Origin of the sequence: Chroococcidiopsis cubana SAG 39.79, assembly GCF_003991895.1 — a bacterium.
In the GTDB taxonomy this organism is placed as follows: domain Bacteria; phylum Cyanobacteriota; class Cyanobacteriia; order Cyanobacteriales; family Chroococcidiopsidaceae; genus Chroococcidiopsis; species Chroococcidiopsis thermalis.
The window spans coordinates 1-20,509 of sequence record NZ_RSCK01000057.1; the positions used below are offsets into that span (position 1 = coordinate 1).

Genomic DNA, 20,509 nt, shown 5'->3' on the forward strand with positions numbered 1-20,509 from the left:
ATCGCCTCTTGACCAGACCACCTTTCCAACCATATCTGCATGACTCCACCGCAAATTCCTTGAGTTTGCCGTTGGGGTGCCCAGATGATAAGAAAATCGAAAAAACTATCACCTTAACTGAATGCGGAGCTTATCGTATTACAAACCCTACCACTGAATTTTGTGGTGGAATGCGATCGCGTGACTCACTCAGAATCAAAGACAGTTATGATGAAGCGACTGATAGCAAGTATCGTTAGCATTTGTTTCGTACTGGTAGCGTGTCTGTCCTTTCCTGAAATCGCCCAAGCCAAAAGCTGCACTTTACGAATAATTGGCTGGGAGGGATATATGGATGCCTCTTTTGCCAAACCATTCGAGCAAAAATATGGTTGTAAAGTCATTCCAACTTATGCAGGCTCCTCAGATGAGATGTATGCCAAGATTAAAGCCAGTAAAGGCAAGTCATACGATCTCGTCACTGCTTCGGGAGACTTAACCAAACGCTTATATGATGCCAATTTAGTAGAGGCGATCGATTTAAGTTTAGTCCCCAACTACAAAGATCTATTCCCAATTTTTCAGCAACCAGCGTATAACACCTTTGACGGTCAAGCCTATGGTGTTTCGATTGCTTGGGGACCAGATTTTTTGATTTATGACAAATCCGTCGTCAAATCTGAACCGCAAAGCTGGGATGTCCTCTATCAACCAGAATATCAAGGTAAAGTATCTCTACCTGACTATCCCATCTTCAATGCTGATGTGGCGTTGTGGAAAGGTAGCTCTAATATCTACGACATTAGTAAAGAACGGCTAGCAACAGACATTAAACCCGATCTTTTCCGCTTGCGTCCACAGGTCAGAAAATTTTGGAACAGCCAAGGAGAGTTAGCCCAACTCTTTTTAAATAAAGAAATTGCTCTCGCGTGGGGTTGGCCCGTAGCAATTGAAGAACTAAAACGCGCTAACTTTCCTGTAGGAGCGACTATTCCTCAAGAAGGAACTACTGGATGGAGCGATTCTTGGATGTTACTCAAAGGCTCTCCCAACAAAGAAATCGCCCATGCTTGGATGGATTATATGCTGACGGGAGAAGCTCAGAAACCCATGACAGAGGTTACTGGCTACTGGGCTGTTTCTAAGCAAGTTTTACCGCTACTCACCGCCGAACAGCGTCGTGACTCCCATCTAGAAGACATCGAAAACTACTACAGCCAAATCCACTTCTGGGAAACCGTACCTAATTACGATGACTGGGTAGCCTTGTGGAACGAGTTTCGAGGACAGTAAAAATGAAAGAACTATGGCGCAGCCATAGTTCTTTCATCCTCTAAGGTACGGTAATCCTACCTCAGTGACAGGTTAGGGCTGGGTTAGAAGCGATAAATTAGTAAATGTAGTTGGTGCAAAGCAAATAGCTAGCACGGTGTCAGAATTAAACGCTATAAGCAACTGCAAATCATTTGGAGTTATTACTAAGGGCAAATCGTATTACCCTAAAGGAAATAAACCAAAGTCAATATTGTTTTTCGGGCAGTGAGATATGCGTAATAAACTGCTTTCAGTCATGAAACCGTTGATAAAATCTTTGTTCGTATTCGGTCTAATCGCTACTTTAGCGTTTGGTCATGTGGATAGTGCGTTAGCAGCTAGTGGCGGTCGGATTGGTGGTGGCTCTTTTAGAGCGCCTAGCCGTGGCTACTCTACTCCTAGAACCTACGCTCCTGGTGGTGGTGGCTACTACGCACCCTATCCTGGTGGCGGATTTGGATTTCCTTTCTTGTTTCCCTTCTTTGGCATCGGCGGCGGCTTTGGTGGCTTGTTCACGATCCTGATCTTTTTTGCGATCGCCAACTTTATGTTACAAGCCTTCCGACGTGCTAGTAGTGGTGGTAGCGTAGAGGAATTAGAATACGACAGCAATCCTACTGTCAGTGTCACTCGCGTACAAGTCGGTTTGTTGGCTGAAGCAAGAGGCTTACAGGCTGAACTCAACCGGATTGCCGAACTCGCCGATACTAACTCTCCCGAAGGTAGAGTACAGGTATTGCAAGAAGCTTCTTTAGCGCTGTTACGCCACCCCGAATATTGGGTCTATGCTGGTGGTAATACTCAGCAATCTCGCTTGACGGGTGCAGAAGCTGAATTTAACCGTTTATCCTTGGCAGAACGCAGCAAGTTTAGCGAAGAAACTCTTTCCAACGTCAACAATCAGCTCAAGGCTGCAACGCCTAAAGCAGAATTACCAGCAGGTGACGGCTCTGGTAGTAGCGATTTAGCCGTGAAAGATCCTGGTGAATACATCGTCGTCACTCTGATTGCAGCGACTTTGGGTAAATTGCAAATACCAGCAATCAATAGTACTGACGATCTGCGTCAAGCTCTACGTCAGTTTGGTAGTATTCCTAGCGATAAACTCTTGGCGATTGAAGTGTTATGGACACCTCAAGCTGAAGGTGACACGCTCAGTTCTGATGATGTTCTAGCAGAATATGCAGATCTGAAACTGGTATAAGATTTGCCGCATCGAATAAATTTGTAGGGGCGCACGGCTGTGCGCCCCTACGCATGTATGACACCTACACGGAAAACGCTAGATTTGCGCCCCTAACGTTTATATTTAGATATAACTCTCGATAAATGCGATCGCCTCTGTTAATCCAGCCTGAGTTTTCAGATTTGTAAAAATAAACGGTTTATCGCCGCGCATTTTCTTCGCATCCCGTTCCATGACGCTTAAATCGGCTCCAACATAAGGAGCGAGGTCGGTTTTATTAATCACTAACAAATCTGATTTGGTAATCCCTGGTCCACCTTTACGGGGAATTTTATCACCTGCTGCAACATCAATCACGTAAATTGTCAGGTCTACTAACTCAGGACTAAAAGTAGCTGCGAGGTTATCACCACCACTTTCTAGAAATACTAAGTCCAGATTGAGAAATTTTTGTTCTAACTGTTCGATCGCGGCTATATTCATTGAAGCATCTTCGCGAATCGCTGTGTGCGGACAACCGCCAGTCTCTACACCCAAAATGCGATCGCTTGAGAGTGCTTGAGCGCGTACCAAAAACTGAGCGTCTTCTTGAGTATAGATATCGTTTGTCACTACCGCAATGTTATATTGCTGACGTAGATGCTTGCATAGCGCCTCGACTAAAGCCGTTTTTCCCGAACCGACAGGACCAGCTACCCCAACTCGAAATGCAGTCATAGGTAAGTCAAAAGTGAAAAGTTAAAAGTCAAAATTGTAGGGTGGGCATTGCTCACCTCACTATGACAATTTCATTTTGAAATTAACTATTAATACTACCATCTGGCATTGTCGCACCGCGTAAGGTTGCACCCGTGAGGTTGGCGCTACTGATTTCGGCTTTAAATAAGTTAGCGTTATCTAAGTTTGCATCGGTTAAGTTTGTTCGTGCCAAAAAGCCTTCAATTAACGAGCTATCAATTAAAATTTCTGCTAGTAAGTTAGCGCGACTGAAATCGACTCGATTCATTCTAGCTTTGGTCAAGTTAGCATAACTCAAATTGGTTTTAGTCAGTTTACTATCAGGTGCGATCGCATGGCTTAAATTAGCACGGGTTAGATCTGCTTCATTCATTAACACTCGTTCTAGTTTAGTATTACTTAAGTTTGCTTCTCTCAAAATTGCCCGATCCAAATTAGCATCGCTGAGAAATGCATCGGCTAAATTTGCCTCACTTAAATTAGCGCCGTATAGGTTAGCACCTCGCAAATTGACTTCAACTAAATTAGCACAGCGCAGGTCAGCTCCAGACAAATCTACACCTGCCATATTTGCCCCCCGCAAATCGGCTTGAAACAGTCTTGTACTGCGCAAATTAGCAGCGTATTCTTTCTGTTCTTGTCTGAGGTTAGCACCGCGAAGACAGACACCTGTTAAGTTAGCACCGCTCAAATTAGCATTACGTAAATCTGCATCAATCAAATTTGCATCGAGTAGATTAGCTAGCCTCAGATCGGCACTGCGCAGATCTGCACCTTGCAAAATTGCTCCGTGTAAATCGGCATCGTTTAGCTTAATTTCACGTAAATCGGCTTGTGTTAAGTTAGCGCCACTTAATTTTGTGCTACTTAAATTAGCCTTGTGTAACTGCGCTCTATTTAAATAAGCAAAAATTAAATTAGCACTACGTAAATCGGTTTGAGTTAAATTAATACTAACGAGATCTGCACCAAATAAATTAATTCCTTTTAATTCCAAACCACTAAAATTAATTTCTCCCTTTGCATATCGTTGTATGAGTTCGTTAGCATCCATAAATTATGCGCGGTAAATATTGCAACTGAAGTCAAAAACTAAAAGCTAAAAGTTAAAATACAAACTTCAAAACATGGGTTTAAGTGCTTGACTGATAATATTAGCGATCGCTAGGTACTCGTGCGGCTTGTCCAGCTTTCGGGCTGTTATATCGAGAGTATCAACTAAAGCTTCAAAAGATTGACAAGTATAAGTTATATTCCGAATTAATTCGTATAGCTCCGTACTGCGTAAAGCCGCCCAATCTTGTTGAGTCCAATCAAATTGATGTTCGGTCGCGGAAAATAGTAAGATTTTTGCTTGCAAGGGATTGATTTGAAGCATTATCTTGTGACGGATCTCAAATGGCTCGATTTTTTTCTTAATTTGTACGGACGCTGGTGGAGGGGAATCGGGAATAACCACAGCTTCTTGTCGAATTGCCGGGACTAAAGGAACGGTAATCAGATCGGAATCAGAACTTATTCTGCTTTCTTGAAGTTTGTCTGATTGAAAATTATATAGAATTTCTGCTTCTCCAATAATTGTACTAGCAACACTTAAGTACTGCTCCGGCTTGTTTAGAGTTTGTGCCATTCTATAAACATTTTTTTTCAAGCTTTCTATATCTGAATATTTAATAAGCAAATCTTGGATTAAATCGAGTAAACTAATACTATTTAACTGGTTTTGGTCTCTAGCCCAAAATTGTTTTGCTACGTAAAAAGCAAGTTTTTTAATTCGAGCTGAGTCTTCATTTTGCTCTAAAGATTGTACGACTTGAGTAAATAAGGATGAGTTTTCCATAGATTGAGCAGCGCGATCGCTCCAGTTTATACTGTTCCCGTGATAAGAAAGCACGATCGTAACACAACCTAAACGCATCATAAGGATTAAGATCGCGATGGAGTCCCGCGCGCATCTCGTTCATGACAAAATCTCGTATTCGTGCTGCTAAACCAGACACACAGCCTCACTTTGACTACTTTTACGACAAACCAGGTAGTCTACCAGGAACTTTGAATATTGGGGTTGATGCTCAACCACCAGTTATCGTTTTAATTGACTACAACGAAGCAGACGCAACACGCCAAACCTTAGCCACGCCAGAAGAATGTCTTCCCTATCTGGACACCGAATCTGTCTCTTGGGTTGACGTACAAGGCTTAGGTAGCGAAGATATCTTACAAAGATTGGGACAAGTTTTTAATCTGCATCCATTGGTTTTAGAAGATATCGTCAACGTACCGCAGCGTCCCAAAGTAGAAGATGATTACGAAGACCATTTAGTCATGATCGCACGGATGGTGATACCAAAAGAAAGTGGTGGTTTTCATAGCGAACAAGTCAGTTTTATTTTAGGAAAACACTACCTACTTACAGTCCAAGAAGAACCAGAACACGACTGCTTTGAACAGGTACGCCAGCGAATTCGTTACAACAAAGGTAGCGTCCGCAAGCTAGGAGCAGATTATTTAGCCTATACGTTGATAGATTCGATTATTGATGGCTTTTTTCCCGTACTGGAAGCATACGGAGAACAGATGGAAGATTTAGAAGACGAAGTTATTACTAAACCAACGCGGCAAACTTTAAACAAAATTTATCGCGTCCGGCGAGAGTTGCTCAACCTGCGGCGAGCAATTTGGCCTCAGCGAGATGCGATCGCCATGCTGATCCGCGATGATAATGACAGTTTAATTAGCGATCGCGTCCAAGTCTATTTACGCGACTGTTACGACCATGCCGTACAAATTTTAGACATGGTAGAAACCTATCGCGAATTAACTTCTGGTCTAATGGATGTCTACCTATCAGCCGTGAGTAACAAAATGAATGAAATCATGAAGTTGCTGACGGTAGTTTCTTCTATATTTATTCCTTTAACTTTCATTGCTGGGGTCTACGGTATGAACTTTAACACGGAAAAATCTCCCTGGAATATGCCGGAATTAAATTGGTACTGGGGATATCCCTTATGCTTGGCAGCTATGGTAGCAACCGCTGCTGGACTCATCTATTTCTTCTGGCGACGGGGTTGGTTTGAAAACTTCTCCGATGTCCAGGATAGAACGTCAAGAAAGAGAGGCTAAGTGTCAGTTACCAGTTGTCAGTTATCAGTTGTCAGTTATCAGTTGTCAGTTACCAACAACCAACAACCAACAACTAACAACCAATTACCCATTACCCATTACCCATTACCATTACACTAGATCTAGAGAGAGTAGGCGCAGGCAGTTGCAGCCAGCTTTTACAGCTGGTCTGAGGAAAGTCTGGACTCCCGAAAGACCAAACTTGCTGGGTAACGCCCAGTGCGAGCGATCGTGAGGATAGTGCCACAGAAAGATACCGCCTTTTTCAGCGATCGGCGAACAGTGACCAGTGACCAAATGATAACTGATAACTGATAACTGACAACTGAAAAGGGTAAGGGTGCAAAGGTGCGGTAAGAGCGCACCAGCAGCATCGAGAGGTGCTGGCTCGGTAAACCCCGGTTGGGAGCAAGGTCGGAGGAACTACGGTTGGTCTTTTACCAGTTCCGCTATTGGTGTACCGCTAGAGGTGTCTGGTAACAGGCATCCCAGATAGATAACTGCCTTCTGTATGTAGAGATGCGATCGCGTTGATGCAGCAGAAAACAGAATCCAGCTTATGTCCTGCTCTCTCATATCATCTAAAGCTAGAGGTTGTTACAGCTTCTAGCTTTATTTTTTGTACGTTTTTTCTACGGAGTGTACGCAATGGTCAATTCTGCAAAACAAGGCTACGAAACTACTTGTCGTATAGAACGATGGAAAGATGGTAATTTGCGCTTATCCTTTAGCACCAAATAAGCTCCCTTGTTTGGCAAGCCTTCTGGCTACGCAGTGCGTAAGCGAGTGAACTTGATAGACACTCCGCAAAATTGGAGTGCATTAGAGGCTAAATGCTGGGTAATGCACAATAATGCACTCAATGGTTGTTTCGATCCAACTTTAGAAAAATATAGTTTAAACAATAAACAAAAACTTGCTTTATTAAAACCACCAATAAGAGAGGCAAATCTATTCGACCAGATATTAGAAAAATACAAACCCAAATTAGTAACGCCAGTCCGCTGAACGGAGAAAACCCCTGCATGTAGCTGGCTCCTCAGTACTGTTACCCCAATTACCCCAATTTTTACCCCAAAAGCTAACTTAGCGGAAATTTGGGACAGGATGTGTAGAGGAAGACCGCTTAGTGCGAGTTACATAAAAAAAGCTCTCCAAAATATGGAGAGGCTATTTACTCGCTGAATTGAGGATAGGGTGAGGAGTAACTCATTTACTCGTTGCAGCCATTTATAAGATAGTGAATGAATGTGACATGACTGTGACAGTTAGATATTAATTTGGCTACAAAATGAAGTCACCAATATCGATCCGGTCAATAGCTTTTGCGGATCAAAACATTAACTGGCGTTCTATAGCTTTGTAATCGCGATCGATTTCTCGCCATAACTTCTGGTTATGAGGATCGGCTTGCAAAGCTTTTTTGAGGTAAATTCTAGCGCGATCGCACTGTTGTCGCGAGATCAGCTGTTTTGCCCAACGATGGTAAGCTACAGCTAGCCACGGTTGCACGTCTGAATCTTTGGGAAAGCGGATAGCTAGCTTTTCTGCTATGTCTACTGCTTGCTGAAAATTCTGACGCTTGAGTAAAGTGTAGACTTGGTTGAGCGTACTCAATTTGAGTAACTTTTCTTCTGAAGAGAGGGGAGGAGAGGAAGGCGTGCAGTCGCGTTGCTTAACGTGGAAGCGCACGCCACCTGTACTGTAAGTAGAAGTGGTGTCTGGATGTGGTGTAGTTTTTGTAGAAGTGCTGGAAGATGGCTGCGATTGGAGGGTGAGTAAGGTGCGGTATGCTTGGACGATGAGTTTGAACCGATCTTCCGCAGTGCGATCGCCTGGATTGAGATCGGGGTGATATTTCCGCGCCAGCTGGCGATAAGCCATTTTAATCTCTTGCGCCGTCGCCGTTGGGGAGATTTCTAAAACTTGATAACACCAGTTGGGATTGGGCAGATTATCCATACTTAAGGGACAGGAAAATATTTTGGAGGTGTAGAGACGTTGCATGAACGTCTCTGCTCCCCATACCTAATATGCATCCTTTAGCTAGCGCTGGCAGGAAATTCACCAGCTCTTACCGAGAGCTGAATATTTCTGCCATTGCGACTGACTTCAAGCGGGATATTGACACCGATTTGGCTATTTTCTACTGCTTGCTGCACTTGATCGGCAGTTTTTACTTGTTGCCCGTTAATTTGCTGGATCACGTCGCCAGGACGAATCCCCGCAGCAGCAGCAGGAGAATTGCGCTCGACTCCTAACACGACTACCCCTTGATTGGCAGAGATAGTGACATCTCCATTTGACTCTTGGGCTAGGGTTTCTCGAATCTCATCGTTGAGAGTTGCCATTTGAACCCCTAAATAGGCGCGATCGATCCTTCCTTTAGCAACCAGTTGCTCGGCGATTTGCTGCGCTCGATTGATAGGAATCGCAAAACCCAAACCTTGAGCGCCGCCGATAATTGCCGTATTCATTCCCACCACTTGCCCTTGTTGATTTAATAGGGGTCCGCCAGAATTACCGGGATTAATCGCTGCATCAGTTTGAATGAAACCGACGCGCTTGTCGGGAACGCCTACATCACTGCTAGAACGACCTGTAGCACTGATGATACCAGCAGTAACAGTATTATCTAATCCTAAAGGATTGCCGATCGCGATCGCCCACTCTCCAGGTCGGAGGTTGTCAGAGTTGCCTACTGTTACCGTAGGTAAATCATTGGCTTGAATTCTCACTACAGCCACATCTGTCAATTCATCTCTACCCAAGACCCGACCAGTAAATTTGCGTCCATCTTTCAGGGTGACATTGACCGTATCAGCTCCACCAGTAACGTGAGCGTTTGTCAAAATTAAACCATCCGGCTCAATAATAAAGCCCGAACCCGTTCCCCGCACTACCCTAGCTCCAGGTTGTCTAGCGCGGGTAGCCCGTGCCGCATCAATACGGACGACCGCTGCACCAGTACGGTCTACAGCGTTAGCAATAAAGTTAATATTTCCGCTAGGAACCTGAGCCGGGAGCTGAGCAACTGATGGCGGGATTAACTCCGGTCGGTTGGGTAATAGCTGGGTTCCTAACAAACTACCCGCAGCCCCCATAAAGATTAAAGATAAATAAGTGACTGACTTTTTCACAACAGAATTCTGAGACATTGTAGGTTTGTTGTTGGTCATTTGTGATTGGTCTTTTGTCATTGGTTAATGGTTATTTGCCATTAACCATTAACTATTAACAGCCCACACTTCAAAGCAATTGCTCGACAATCTCTAGTCCCACGCTGACAGTTTCATCAAGTAGATTTGAGTCTACTTGCTTGTCGTTTGGCGTGTGGTAGTTAGGCTCCCGCCCTCGGTGAAAAAATAAAACTGGAACTTTTGCCGCTGCAAAAGAAGCATGGTCGCTACCACTGTAAGATTCAGAAGTAGACAACCCACTTTGCGCTGCTTTCGCTCGGGCTGTGAGCTGAGGTGTACCACTCACGCGAAGACTAGAATTTACGCCTACCATATCAAAATTTAGCATTGCCTTAAGGCTAGAGATAAACTGTGATTGGGCGGTTTGTACGAAAGCTTTAGAACCATGTAACCCGTCTTCTTCGCCATCAAAAGCCACAAACCAAGTTTGGTTTGCTAAGGGAGTTTTAGAGATTCTGCGGGCAATTTCTAAAACAACAGCCGTCCCAGAAGCATTGTCATTCGCCCCTGGCGCACCTGGTACGGAGTCGTAATGAGCGCCCAAGAGTATTTGAGGTCTAGCGATGCCAGGTAGATGAGCTACTACATTACGTCCAGTAACTTGACGTTGCCGAGTATTGACGTGTAAAGTGGCTGGCTGTTGTGTTTGAGAACTTTGTAGTAAAGCAGAGCCTTGTTCTCTAGATAAAGCCAAGACAGGAATTTTACTGACTCCACCACCAAGAGAAGCCGCGAGTTTTCCCGATCGATCGTTGACGATCGCCACGGCTACCGCACCCGCAGTACTGGCATTTTGTACCTTTTCGGAAAACCGAATTTCTCCTCTTTGGACAACTGCGATCGCGCCTTTAACATCAACCCGAGCAAAATCTTCCGGTCGTCCGACGTTGGGTACAACTACCAACGGCGCATCAACTTTACCTGCAACCGATCCACTTAGAGGTAAACCTGTAATTTTGCTTTTTCCTGCCGTCAGACTCGAACCTAAATCCTCAAATCGAGAGTAGGTAAAAGTTTGAATTTGAGTTGTGTAGCCAGCTTTGCGGTACTCCGCCTCTAGATAGTCACTTGCCTTTGCCATAACTGGCGTACCAGCCACTCTAGGACCGAGTTTTACCAAGGCTTCCACATCTGCCCCAGCTCGTCCAGACTGCGCCAAACTCGCCGTCGGTAGGGCGACTAAAGTAGTTATGAGTATTGCGTATTTCATAGGGAGTCGGGAGTCGGTAGAGGTGGGTTTCCAAACCCGCCCGTCCGGGAGTTGGCAAGAGGAGACAAGGGGGACAAGGGAGACAAGGGAGAAGTTGCAAGTCGCCCATTCGCAATTAATTGCGAATTCCGAATTCCGAATTCCCCTCACTCCTCACCCCTGTAAATTAGCTGGTGGTTTTTCAGGAACGACCCAGTAATAAAGGGTGTGAGTCCGGTTTGGTCCTTGTACTTGTACCGTGCGCTCGGGTTTCCATTCACCCATGTCAAAATCGTGGGAAACAATCCGAGTACCAGGTTTCAATTGTTTGAATAACTGGGGTCGCAGTTTGACATTAATATCTGGTAGTAGGTACAGCGTCACGACAGAGGCTTCATTGAAATTGGACTTAAACAAATCTTGATTGAGAAATTGCACGCGATCGCTCACGCCTGCTTTTTTGGCATTTTCGTTTGCTTCTTCAATTCGCTCGGGATTGATATCTATACCTACAGCCCTTTTTACGCCATATTCTCTCACGGCAGTAATAGGAATGCGTCCGTCACCGCTACCCAGATCGTAGAGGACATCTCCTTTTTGAACTTTTGCCAGTTTGAGCATTTCATCCACAACTTCTTGAGGTGTAGGCACGTAAGGTACGTCAGGTTCCCGTTGTTCGGTTTGTCCTGCTGGTGGTGCTGTTTGAGTTGTTTGAGCAATATTAGGTTCTGCCTGGGCATTCAGCCCTGTCTGTTGCGTACAACCGATAATGCCCATACTAACGGCGATCGCACCTACCGCGATCGGTTTGAGTATTAGTGGTAATTGCATCTGTATTTCCTCTTGTCAGTTATCAGTTGTCAGTTATTAGTGAAGAAAGGGAGCAGGGAAAATGACTTACGACTTACGACTTCTTTTTTTTCTCTATTGCCTTATATCTAGTGCCTGCGACGCACCCAAAACAGTACAGGTACGCCCACAACCATCATGCTAATACCGACGATCGCCCCAATACTGTATGCCTGACTGGAAGCATAGGTAATACTGGAGTAAAGTAAATAAGCACAAATGGCGCAAAAAATCAAGGGAGTAATTGGGTAGCCAGGGACTTGAAAAGTTCGAGGCGTGTTGGGTTCCCGTTGGCGGAGGACGAACAATGCTATTCCCGACAGTAGAAAAAAGCACCAAAATACGGGTGAGGTGTAGGCTGTCATCGTTTCAAAGCCTTTCTCGCCTTCGTGAGTGATCGTTCCTAGAAGAACGAGTCCTAATGCGATCGCCCCTTGTATGAGTAAAGCATTGGTAGGTGTGTGACGGCGATCGCTCCATTGCCCCAACAAAGAGAAAGAGCGAAAGTCTTGTCCTAAAGCAAAGTTCGTCCGCGCTCCTGTAAAAATTGTGGCGTTGATCGAACTCAGTGCAGTCACAGCCACGATAAAGCTAATTAATCTTGCCCCACTTTCGCCAAACACCCGCCGCATCAGATCGGCTGCTACCGCTTTGGAATTTGCTACACCAGCAATCCCCAGTCCGTGGATGTAAGCAAAGTTGACTAACATGTAAAGTCCAGCAATCAGAGCGATACTCAACAGCAACGTCTTAACCATGTTGTGTCTGGCATCCCGCACTTCTGCCGAAATGTAGGCTGCTTCGTTCCAGCCACCGTAGGTTAAAAGTACGAAGACCATTGCCAGTCCGAAAGCTCCACCGTTATTGGTTGGTGTACCGTTAGGTACGGGAGTAGTACCAGCTACAGTAATCATTCCAGCAATGATGACCAATGCCAGACCTAATACCGTTGATAGTGTCAGTAAGTTTTGCGTCCACTTTCCCTGCTGCACGCCCATGATATGCAATCCGGTCAGAATAGCAATGCAGAGGGCTGCATAGATCGCAGAAGAATAGCTCCCTAGTGGCAAGATTTGGGATGCGTAGTCACCAAACGCATAAGCAAACAGCGTAATCGAACCAGTTTGAATCACCGTCATCCGCGCCCAGGCGAAGAGAAAAGCAACGTTCGTGCCAAAGGCACGCATGAAATAGTGGTAATCCCCGCCTGGGTGAGGATATGCTGTCGTCAGTTCGGCATAACAGAGAGCGCCAATCAATGAGGCAACCCCACCTAGCAGCCAAGCGAATAAGATAACGCTTTGACTACCAGCATTCTGAGCCACCAGAGTGGGAGTCTCAAAAATTCCAGCGCCAATCACCATACCGACGACGATCGCGCTTGCGTCCACCACTGAAAGGGTTGGCTTCAGCGCTGGTGATGCTACTTTATTTGCCATATCGTCAATTTTTTAGGTGAAGACTTAATGTCAATTAGAAAGCTCAGTCATATCTACTGCTTCTGGCTAATGGTACTTGTATTAAAAAGGTACTTGATGGTAAGTTCGTCGATTTTTAGCCACAGCTCATTGCTGTATAACTAAATTTCTCAACGGGTATTTACAAGTAAAAGTTGCTAGAAGTCAGCGACTTCTGCATATTACTTTAAATTGAGTTTGCCGCACAAATATGACATGAATGTGTCATTGGTCATTGGTCATTGGTCATTGGTCATTGGCAAGAGGTTTCTTACTTACAACTGACAACTTAATTACCTTAAAGGCAGTTCGATTTTAAAAGTTGCGCCTTGTCCCAGGGTGCTTTGGACGGCGATCTTGCCTTTGTGTGCCTCGACAATTTGTTTGGCGATCGCTAAGCCTAGACCAAATCCACCTGTTTGCCGCGATCGCACGGTGTCTACGCGATAGAACCGCTCAAAAATATGGGGTACATCTTCAGATGGAATGCCGATGCCATTGTCTTCAATTTGGACGATCGCTCGATAAGATTGGGTAAATATTCGCAAGCAAACTCTACCTTCAGAGGGGGTGTACTTGAAAGCATTATTCAGCAAATTTCTCACCGCTTGTTGCAATAAATCAGGTTCGGCAACGAGTTTTATTGGTTGTTCTGGCAGTTGAACAACAAAATCTAACCCCTGTGCTGCTGCTTGTGCTTGATATTCACTCACCAACCGTTGCAGCAAACTGACGAGATCGATACTTTTGAGCGCTTCAGTAGCCAACGCTCCTTCATGACGTGCTAAAAATAGCAAATTACCGATCAGCGTACTCATTGATTTTGACAGATCGACAATATTTTCTAAACGCTGGCGCGGACTATTTGTATCCTCTGCTGGTGCTAATAAGCCCACTTGGGCATTACTCAAAATTGCTGCGAGAGGGGCGCGTAATTCGTGTGAAGCATCAGCAGTAAAACGCTGTAATTGCTCGTAAGCACGGCGAATTGGTTTCATCGCCAGCCCTGCCAAGTACCAACCCGTCAACCCAATTGTACTAAGAGCTAGCGGTACGCCGAGCGAAAGATACAAGCGCGTTTGCTCTAGACTCTGGCGCATAGAAGTCATTGGAGTTGCCACTTGTAAATAACCGATGAGCAAATCCGCTTTTAAAACTGGTAGTGTAATCTGCCGCAACCACGTTTTAGAGCTAGAAAGTTTAAGCAGTTTTGAGCGTGTGGGAGTTTGAATTGTCTCAAAACCAGGAGCTAGCTTGAGATACTTCGGTGCAGGCGGAGAACCAACAAATTGGACTAATTCCCCTTTAGAGTTGTACCAGCGAGCGTAAGCAATATCTCCTGTTATTGGTAATGTATTATTGCTTAGCATCGGCAGTTGTTCCAGATCGAACTGCCATCGACCCTGATAAAATTGGTACTCTGCATCCGTTGCGATCGCTTTAGTCTTTTTATACAAATTGCGATCGAAATTCCGCAATTGTTCTTCCACTTCCAAGTAGTAAACTACCCCCGCAAAAACCACGAGGATGCTTCCCATCGATAGAGCAAACCAACAAGCTATGTTACGGCGACTGCGACTGAACATGATGAGGGGTGAGGAGTGAGGAGTGAGGGGACAAGGGAGACAAGGGAGACAAGGAAGCAGGGGAGCTTTAGGGGCAGGGGTTCAGGTGCATACCAACTACCAACTAGCAACTACCAATTCCCTACACCACACACCACTCGCCACCTAACTACCAATTACCAATTACCCATTCACAAATGACAAATGACCCCTCTATTCTGGTGCATTCAATCGATATCCCATACCATATACAGTTTCCAACCAATCTTTGGCTCCGACGGCTTGCATTCGCTGGCGTAGTCTTCTTACTAGTGTAGTCACGGCATTACTTTCTGGTTCCGTTCCCCACTCCCATAAAGTGCTTTCAATTTGTTCGCGAGAGAGAACTTGGCGGGGGTGACGCATGAAATATTCCATCAGTTGAAATTCTCGCACTGAAAGTTGAGCGATCGCCTCTCCTCTTTCTAAGGTAAGCGTGGGACGATGGAGTTGAAGATCGCCAACGATAGTGGTGTCACCTTGCCATTGGGGCGATCGCCTGCCTAATGCCCTGACTCTTGCCAATAACTCTAGCAGATCGATTGGTTTAACGAGATAATCATCTGCTCCCGCATCCAAGCCTACGACTTTATCTGCTATGGTATCTTTTGCCGTTAGGAGAAGCACTAGGGCAGTTTTACCAGTTTGCCGATACTGCTGGCACAAACTTACACCGCTCACTTTCGGCAACATCCAGTCTACGATGAGCAAGTCATAATCTTTCTGAGTTATCAACCATTGCGCCGTCTCGCCATCTTTGGCAGTATCTACAGTATGTCCTGCTTGGGAAAGAGCAGCGTGTATGGGTTCTAACTGTGCTGGATCGTCTTCTACAAGTAAAATTACCATAGGCTAACACGAAATCAGAAGTCAAAAGTCAAAAGTCAGAAGTCAAAAAAAGTTACTAGTAGCCGATCGCTGTTCATTGAGGGGTATTACAGTTAATGTTTCTAAATCGAGATAGACTTATATGGATAATAGTAGCCGAACTGTGTTGACTAACTGATGCGCAGACTGCGATCGCTTTACCCTCTCAAATCCCTGGGATTAGAATTTTGGTTGCCGCTACCGATTTTGGCGATCGCTTTTTGGAGCGGTGGAGCAGCGATCGCCGATAAAATTTTACAACGCTCTTATTACGTCACAACTCCGATCCAAGCCAACGCTCAAGTCCAAGAACAACCAACTAAGGTCATCCTCTCAATTGGAGTTGAGATTAAGTATCATCAGGGCTTTTCTAAAGTTAAAGTGAAAACTGCTAATTCTGCCTTGAAAAAATTAGAGTTTGAGTTTCCTTTCACAGAAGTTAGCCAAATCGAAGTCGCATTGTCGCGCGAACTTGGTTTGTCTTTAGAGCAAATTCAAAAGACAGTTCACTATCAAGTTGATTTTAGATGAATCGTTAATAAATAGGATTGAAGACAGTTTCAAATCATTGATAACGCAGGCGAAAAAGCAGAAAATTAGTTACCTGTTGGTCATGACTCATGACAAGCAAACTTTTCGTACCATCAGATAAGCGAGAACCGAAAGTCATACCTGACAAATTTTCTAAAGTAATTCCTAACTCTTGTAAGTCTAAAACTAGCTTTTTCTTAATTTCTCGAACTCCTCTAATTTTACCTTTAAGCCTCTCAACTTTTGATGTATCGGTTGCGCCGCTTGTCACAACCTGATAAATCTTTCCAGTTTTTGTCTCTGGCTGGAGTTCTAAACTGAGAAAATGAACGCCTTCTACAGATAACAATTCCTCAAGTTCGGCATCAAGAGGATAAGCATATTCTGCTAGTAGCATTGGTGTCCCGTAGCCAATTAAGTAATGTAGTAACCGAGCTTTTCCCTGTTTAGAATTAGGTCTAGAATTAGGCGTATCTCGGTCTTGTACTAGCGTTGACTCAGTAGCAGTAAATAAATTTACTGGTTCTCCACTTGTTGGAACAGTACCAGTCGCATTGAAAGCTAAAGCAGCAAATGTTATATCGTCTTGAGTAATTTGAGTATTCTGGTTTTGCCCTTTTTCCTGTATGCTTTCAGCAATATATCGTTTAGGAAGAGTCAGGCTTTGCAGCAACTGCCCAGTTTTTAGATCGAATTCTCGGATAAAAGGAAGCGCGCGATCGCCACTTATCTGAGAACCAGAAATATATACGGTTTGTTGCGGTGTTAAAGCGATTCCCTTAGCAACAAAGGTTTTCGGTTCGTATAGTTTGCCGTCGCGAGCGATAAGTGACTGTACTGACTCTATATCAATATCTTGAATTTTTATATCCTCAGAATCGTTATTAAAAGTCAACTTGAGGGTGAAGATTTCATTACCAGAGACAGCATAAAAGCGATCGTGCCGTTTGTCATAAGTAATTGCTGAAAATTCCGTGACTGGTGCGTTAGAAAGGTTTGTTGGTAGTTGATATTGTCCTAAATATTCTAACGAGAGGTCGAGGAACAATCGATCTTTTGCTGCTAACGCTGGAGTTGCGAACGATAGTAGACTTAAAAATGCGATCGCGCTAATTAAAATCACCTGCTTAAACAGGCGGTTAAAATTGCCGCTACACAGACAAAACCTGCCTACACAGGTTCTCAAACATCTCATAAGTTTCAACTCAACACTAATAAACTTAGCTTGTGTAGATATAAATTTCATTCCTCCAGATTTCCCACTTATCACTCCCTTGTCCCCCTTGTCTCCCTTGTCTCCCTTCGCCCCCTAATCCCCACTCTCTTCGGTCGTGGGGTCCCCGAGTTCCCCCTTATCCCCCTACTCCCTGCTCGATCGCTCAGAAGCTCCCTCTTTCTCAACGTCCCGTAGCGCTATATACTAATCGCGGCAGAAGATTGAGTTTTGAAATTGAGTTTTGAGCATGACCGCAGCAGCAGATCCAGTAAAAACGATGAAACAGGAAGTCGGCAAAGCCGCCGCTGCCTTGGTAAAGTCTGGTACGATTGTCGGACTCGGGACGGGTTCTACTACAGCCTATGCAATTCAATATATCGGCGATCGCCTCAAGTCTGGCGACCTCAAAGATATTGTTGGTATTCCTACTTCATTTCAAGCCGAAGTCCTATCTAAACAATATGGCATTCCTCTCACTACTCTAGACGCTATAGACCATATTGACTTGGCAATTGATGGTGCGGATGAAGTCGATCCGCAGAAAAATTTAATTAAAGGTGGTGGTGCTGCCCATACCCGTGAAAAGGTTGTAGACTACCTAGCACAACAATTTATCGTCGTTGTCGATAGCGGTAAGCTGGTAGACCGATTGGGTTCAGTATTTGCAGTCCCAGTAGAAGTCATCCCAATGGCAATTTCACCCGTCATGCGGGCAATTGAAAAGCTAGGCGGTAAACCGGAACTACGGATGGGCGTAAAAAAAGCCGGACCCGTAATCACCGACCAAGGTAACATGGTGGTTGATGTGAGGTTTGATGCGATCGATAACCCCGCCGAATTAGAAAAAACCCTCAACAACATTCCTGGCGTACTGGAAAACGGCATCTTTGTCAACTGTACCGATCTCGTCCTGATTGGCGAAGTGCAAGACGGTCAACCCGTGGTAAGACAAATGTAATTTGTGGGGCGCACAGGCGTGCGCCCGTGGAAGTCTATGCAATACCGACGATTTGGACGCACAGAAATACCCATGCCCGTATTTTCCTGTGGTGGTATGCGCTATCAGTTTAAATGGCAAGATGTCCCTGCTTGGACGATTCCGCAGAACAATCAGCGTAACTTAGAAGCCACAATTCGGAGGGCAATTGAACTAGGCATCAATCATATTGAGACAGCCAGAGGTTACGGCACTTCTGAAGTGCAACTAGGGCGCATTCTACCATTAGGCGATCGCGATCGCTTAATCGTCCAAACGAAGGTTAATCCCAGCCAAAATCCCAACGAGTTTCGCCAAAAATTTGAACAGTCCTTACGCAATCTTCGCCTAGATTACATCGATTTACTAGGTATCCACGGCATTAACGATGCTGAAACCCTACATCAGACCATTCGTCCTGGTGGATGTTTGGAACTAGCACGGCAGTGGCAAGCTCAAGGTAAGGTAAGATTTATCGGCTTTTCTACCCACGGCGCAACTGAAATTATTACACAGGCGATCGCCACAAACGAATTCGACTACGTTAATCTCCATTGGTACTATATCAACCAAGTCAACTGGGAGGCAGTTGCAGCCGCCAATCGTCACGATATGGGTGTATTTATTATTAGCCCCTCCGACAAGGGGGGAATGCTTTACAAGCCACCCCAAAAGTTAGTAGAACTCTGTTCTCCCCTCAGTCCAATGGTGTTCAACGACTTATTTTGTCTGAGTCATTCTCAGGTGCATACTCTCAGTTTAGGGGCTGCCAAACCGCAGGATTTTGACGAACACCTCAAAACTCTAGAATATCTCGATCGGGCAGATGAGATTTTACCACCGATTTTGGCGCGATTAGAGCAAGCAGCTTGCGACAGCTTAGGGGAAGATTGGGTAAAAACTTGGCAGATAGGTTTACCCAGATATGACGAAACGCCAGGTAACGTCAATATTCCGACGATCCTATGGTTGAGAAACTTAGCGATCGCTTACGACCTCACAGAATATGCCAAAATGCGGTATAATCTCCTTGGCAATGGTGGTCATTGGTTTCCTGGCAATCAAGCCAAGCAGATCGAGCAGTTAGATTTGCGATCGTGCCTTGCTAACAGCCCGCACGCTGATAAAATTCCTGCTATCCTCGCCGAAGCACACAAACTATTAAGCGGCGCAGAAGTCAAGCGTCTGTCGCAAGATTAGGAGTGATGGAATTGTAGGGGCGGGTTTCACCCAGCAGACTTTACGACTTACAGATATTTCAGCTAAACTCGCCCGTACAAGAGTTAGCGAAATAATATAGGCACAATGACCTTAAACCTGAGAATATGAAAACTGTTGCAGCAAAAATTTATTGTTCAGACGTTAAAAACTAAGGTAATCCCAACCACCAATTACCAACTACCAATTCCCAGAAAATTGCTGTAACAAATTTGACTAGCTCAGCAAAGGTAAGTACTTATGTCTATCAAGCGTCGTAATTTCTTGTTTTTAGTAGGAGGAACTGCTGGTGCTTATGCTATAGAAACTTATACTTCGTCCAATTTAGCTTGGGCGCAGACTCCAAGTGCTAGTGGAGATTTTAAATTACCACCTTTGCCCTACGACTACAAAGCATTAGAACCGCATATAGACGCGCAGACAATGCGAATCCACCATGACAGACATCACGCAACATATGTAAAAAATTTAAATGCAGCGATCGCAAAATATCCCAAACTAAAAGGTCAAACTGCCGAACAACTTATCCAAAAACTTGACAGCCTACCACAAGATATTCGCATGACAATCCGCAACAATGGCGGCGGTCACGTCAATCATAGTATGTTTTGGGAAATTATGAGTCCCAAAGGTGGCGGAGAACCAACGGGAGAAATTGCCTCTGTTATCAAGAAAAACTTTGGTAGCTTTGCCAACTTTCAACAGCAATTTAATCAAGCGGGAGAAAAACAGTTTGGTAGCGGTTGGGCTTGGTTGGTTCGCACTCCTGACGGTAAATTTCAAGTTACCAGTACTGCAAATCAAGATAGCCCCCTAATGGAAGGTAACTATCCAATTATGGGAAATGATGTGTGGGAACATGCCTACTATCTCAAGTATCGCAATCGCCGCGCCGAATATCTCAAGGCTTGGTGGAATGTCGTCAACTGGCAAGAAATTAATCAGCGCTTAGCAATGGCAGTGAAAGCGGCATAATTAGCAGTAGAAGAGGGAGCAGGGGGACAAGGGGGAACTCGGGGATAAGGGAGACAAGGGGGACAAGGGAGAAGTTCTAAGCCA

At 44.8% G+C, this 20,509-nt stretch carries 22 protein-coding genes and 1 other RNA gene; 12 read left to right on the forward strand and 11 right to left on the reverse strand.

From position 1 onward, the window contains the following. From DSM107010_RS40925 to DSM107010_RS25100, 3 genes are all read left to right on the forward strand, one after another. On the forward strand, window positions 1–239 hold a 239-nt coding region (locus DSM107010_RS40925), incomplete at its 5' end, for a hypothetical protein (RefSeq protein ID WP_206751838.1). Next, window positions 208–1,272 carry an ABC transporter substrate-binding protein gene (locus DSM107010_RS25095; RefSeq protein WP_241994342.1) on the forward strand — a complete coding sequence of 355 codons (1,065 nt, stop codon included), beginning with the start codon at window positions 208–210 and terminating at the stop codon, window positions 1,270–1,272. The genes DSM107010_RS40925 and DSM107010_RS25095, both read left to right, overlap by 32 nt. 253 nt (window positions 1,273–1,525) lie before the next feature. Continuing rightward, complete coding sequence (locus DSM107010_RS25100) at window positions 1,526–2,497, forward strand: DUF1517 domain-containing protein (RefSeq protein ID WP_106167531.1); 972 nt, start codon at window positions 1,526–1,528, stop codon at window positions 2,495–2,497. A 105-nt stretch (window positions 2,498–2,602) separates the two neighbouring features. On the opposite strand, the gene ureG is transcribed toward DSM107010_RS25100, so the two are convergent. The 3 genes from ureG to DSM107010_RS25115 form a co-directional block, all read right to left on the reverse strand. Further along, window positions 2,603–3,196, reverse strand: a complete 594-nt coding sequence (ureG, locus tag DSM107010_RS25105) for an urease accessory protein UreG (protein ID WP_015152631.1) — start codon at window positions 3,194–3,196, stop codon at window positions 2,603–2,605. An 82-nt stretch (window positions 3,197–3,278) separates the two neighbouring features. Then, window positions 3,279–4,271: a pentapeptide repeat-containing protein gene (locus DSM107010_RS25110; RefSeq protein ID WP_106167533.1), complete on the reverse strand. Its 993-nt coding sequence runs from the start codon at window positions 4,269–4,271 to the stop codon at window positions 3,279–3,281. A 66-nt stretch (window positions 4,272–4,337) separates the two neighbouring features. Then, window positions 4,338–5,138, reverse strand: coding sequence for a hypothetical protein (locus tag DSM107010_RS25115; protein ID WP_106167534.1), 801 nt, complete (start codon window positions 5,136–5,138; stop codon window positions 4,338–4,340). Window positions 5,139–5,179: 41 nt separating this feature from the next. Here DSM107010_RS25115 and corA point away from each other — a divergent pair, with 41 nt between their 5' ends. From corA to DSM107010_RS25135, 3 genes are all read left to right on the forward strand, one after another. Further along, a complete protein-coding gene (gene corA / locus DSM107010_RS25120) occupies window positions 5,180–6,343 on the forward strand; it encodes a magnesium/cobalt transporter CorA (protein ID WP_106167535.1) in 1,164 nt (387 codons plus the stop codon). A gap of 128 nt (window positions 6,344–6,471) precedes the next feature. Beyond that, window positions 6,472–6,918: RNase P RNA component class A (gene rnpB / locus DSM107010_RS25130), an RNA gene on the forward strand. Between the two features lie 211 nt (window positions 6,919–7,129). Then, window positions 7,130–7,351: a hypothetical protein gene (locus DSM107010_RS25135; RefSeq protein WP_127024183.1), complete on the forward strand. Its 222-nt coding sequence runs from the start codon at window positions 7,130–7,132 to the stop codon at window positions 7,349–7,351. Between the two features lie 324 nt (window positions 7,352–7,675). Here the strand turns inward: DSM107010_RS25135 and DSM107010_RS25140 are convergent, their stop codons facing one another. The 3 genes from DSM107010_RS25140 to DSM107010_RS25150 are packed head-to-tail and all read right to left on the reverse strand — an operon-like array spanning window position 7,676 to window position 10,753. Then, window positions 7,676–8,350: a J domain-containing protein gene (locus DSM107010_RS25140; protein WP_015152626.1), complete on the reverse strand. Its 675-nt coding sequence runs from the start codon at window positions 8,348–8,350 to the stop codon at window positions 7,676–7,678. A gap of 35 nt (window positions 8,351–8,385) precedes the next feature. Continuing rightward, the gene (locus DSM107010_RS25145; protein ID WP_015152625.1) at window positions 8,386–9,543 is read right to left on the reverse strand and encodes an HhoA/HhoB/HtrA family serine endopeptidase; all 1,158 of its coding nucleotides are present in this window, start codon (window positions 9,541–9,543) and stop codon (window positions 8,386–8,388) included. 49 nt (window positions 9,544–9,592) lie between these two features. Further along, window positions 9,593–10,753, reverse strand: a complete 1,161-nt coding sequence (locus DSM107010_RS25150) for a M20/M25/M40 family metallo-hydrolase (protein ID WP_106167537.1) — start codon at window positions 10,751–10,753, stop codon at window positions 9,593–9,595. Here DSM107010_RS25150 and DSM107010_RS25155 point away from each other — a divergent pair. Continuing rightward, window positions 10,734–10,952, forward strand: a complete 219-nt coding sequence (locus DSM107010_RS25155) for a hypothetical protein (protein WP_127024186.1) — start codon at window positions 10,734–10,736, stop codon at window positions 10,950–10,952. The genes DSM107010_RS25150 and DSM107010_RS25155 overlap by 20 nt on opposite strands. Here the strand turns inward: DSM107010_RS25155 and DSM107010_RS25160 are convergent. From DSM107010_RS25160 to DSM107010_RS25170, 3 genes are all read right to left on the reverse strand, one after another. Continuing rightward, window positions 10,907–11,563, reverse strand: a complete 657-nt coding sequence (locus tag DSM107010_RS25160; protein ID WP_015152623.1) for an SAM-dependent methyltransferase — start codon at window positions 11,561–11,563, stop codon at window positions 10,907–10,909. The genes DSM107010_RS25155 and DSM107010_RS25160 overlap by 46 nt on opposite strands. 107 nt (window positions 11,564–11,670) lie before the next feature. Further along, window positions 11,671–13,020 carry an APC family permease gene (locus tag DSM107010_RS25165; protein ID WP_015152622.1) on the reverse strand — a complete coding sequence of 450 codons (1,350 nt, stop codon included), beginning with the start codon at window positions 13,018–13,020 and terminating at the stop codon, window positions 11,671–11,673. 311 nt (window positions 13,021–13,331) lie between these two features. Then, entirely contained in the window at window positions 13,332–14,624 is a 1,293-nt protein-coding gene (locus DSM107010_RS25170) for a sensor histidine kinase (protein ID WP_015152621.1), read from the reverse strand. A 22-nt stretch (window positions 14,625–14,646) separates the two neighbouring features. On the opposite strand from DSM107010_RS25170, the gene DSM107010_RS42420 reads away from it, so the two are divergent. Beyond that, window positions 14,647–14,772: a hypothetical protein gene (locus tag DSM107010_RS42420; RefSeq protein ID WP_258184111.1), complete on the forward strand. Its 126-nt coding sequence runs from the start codon at window positions 14,647–14,649 to the stop codon at window positions 14,770–14,772. 44 nt (window positions 14,773–14,816) lie between these two features. Here DSM107010_RS42420 and rppA read toward each other — a convergent pair whose 3' ends face one another. Then, window positions 14,817–15,491: a two-component system response regulator RppA gene (gene rppA, locus DSM107010_RS25175; RefSeq protein ID WP_106170954.1), complete on the reverse strand. Its 675-nt coding sequence runs from the start codon at window positions 15,489–15,491 to the stop codon at window positions 14,817–14,819. A 156-nt stretch (window positions 15,492–15,647) separates the two neighbouring features. Between rppA and DSM107010_RS25180 the strand changes: the two genes are divergently transcribed. After that, complete coding sequence (locus DSM107010_RS25180; protein ID WP_015152619.1) at window positions 15,648–16,040, forward strand: hypothetical protein; 393 nt, start codon at window positions 15,648–15,650, stop codon at window positions 16,038–16,040. Between the two features lie 34 nt (window positions 16,041–16,074). On the opposite strand, the gene DSM107010_RS25185 is transcribed toward DSM107010_RS25180, so the two are convergent. Further along, complete coding sequence (locus DSM107010_RS25185; protein ID WP_106170952.1) at window positions 16,075–17,286, reverse strand: esterase-like activity of phytase family protein; 1,212 nt, start codon at window positions 17,284–17,286, stop codon at window positions 16,075–16,077. A 217-nt stretch (window positions 17,287–17,503) separates the two neighbouring features. On the opposite strand from DSM107010_RS25185, the gene rpiA reads away from it, so the two are divergent. The 3 genes from rpiA (at window position 17,504) to DSM107010_RS25205 (ending at window position 20,425) form a co-directional block, all read left to right on the forward strand. Continuing rightward, complete coding sequence (rpiA, locus tag DSM107010_RS25195; RefSeq protein ID WP_015152617.1) at window positions 17,504–18,214, forward strand: ribose-5-phosphate isomerase RpiA; 711 nt, start codon at window positions 17,504–17,506, stop codon at window positions 18,212–18,214. Window positions 18,215–18,250: 36 nt separating this feature from the next. Then, window positions 18,251–19,432, forward strand: coding sequence for an aldo/keto reductase (locus DSM107010_RS25200; protein WP_106170170.1), 1,182 nt, complete (start codon window positions 18,251–18,253; stop codon window positions 19,430–19,432). Between the two features lie 258 nt (window positions 19,433–19,690). Continuing rightward, window positions 19,691–20,425 carry a superoxide dismutase gene (locus DSM107010_RS25205; RefSeq protein ID WP_106170168.1) on the forward strand — a complete coding sequence of 245 codons (735 nt, stop codon included), beginning with the start codon at window positions 19,691–19,693 and terminating at the stop codon, window positions 20,423–20,425. Window positions 20,426–20,509 lie beyond the last annotated feature (84 nt).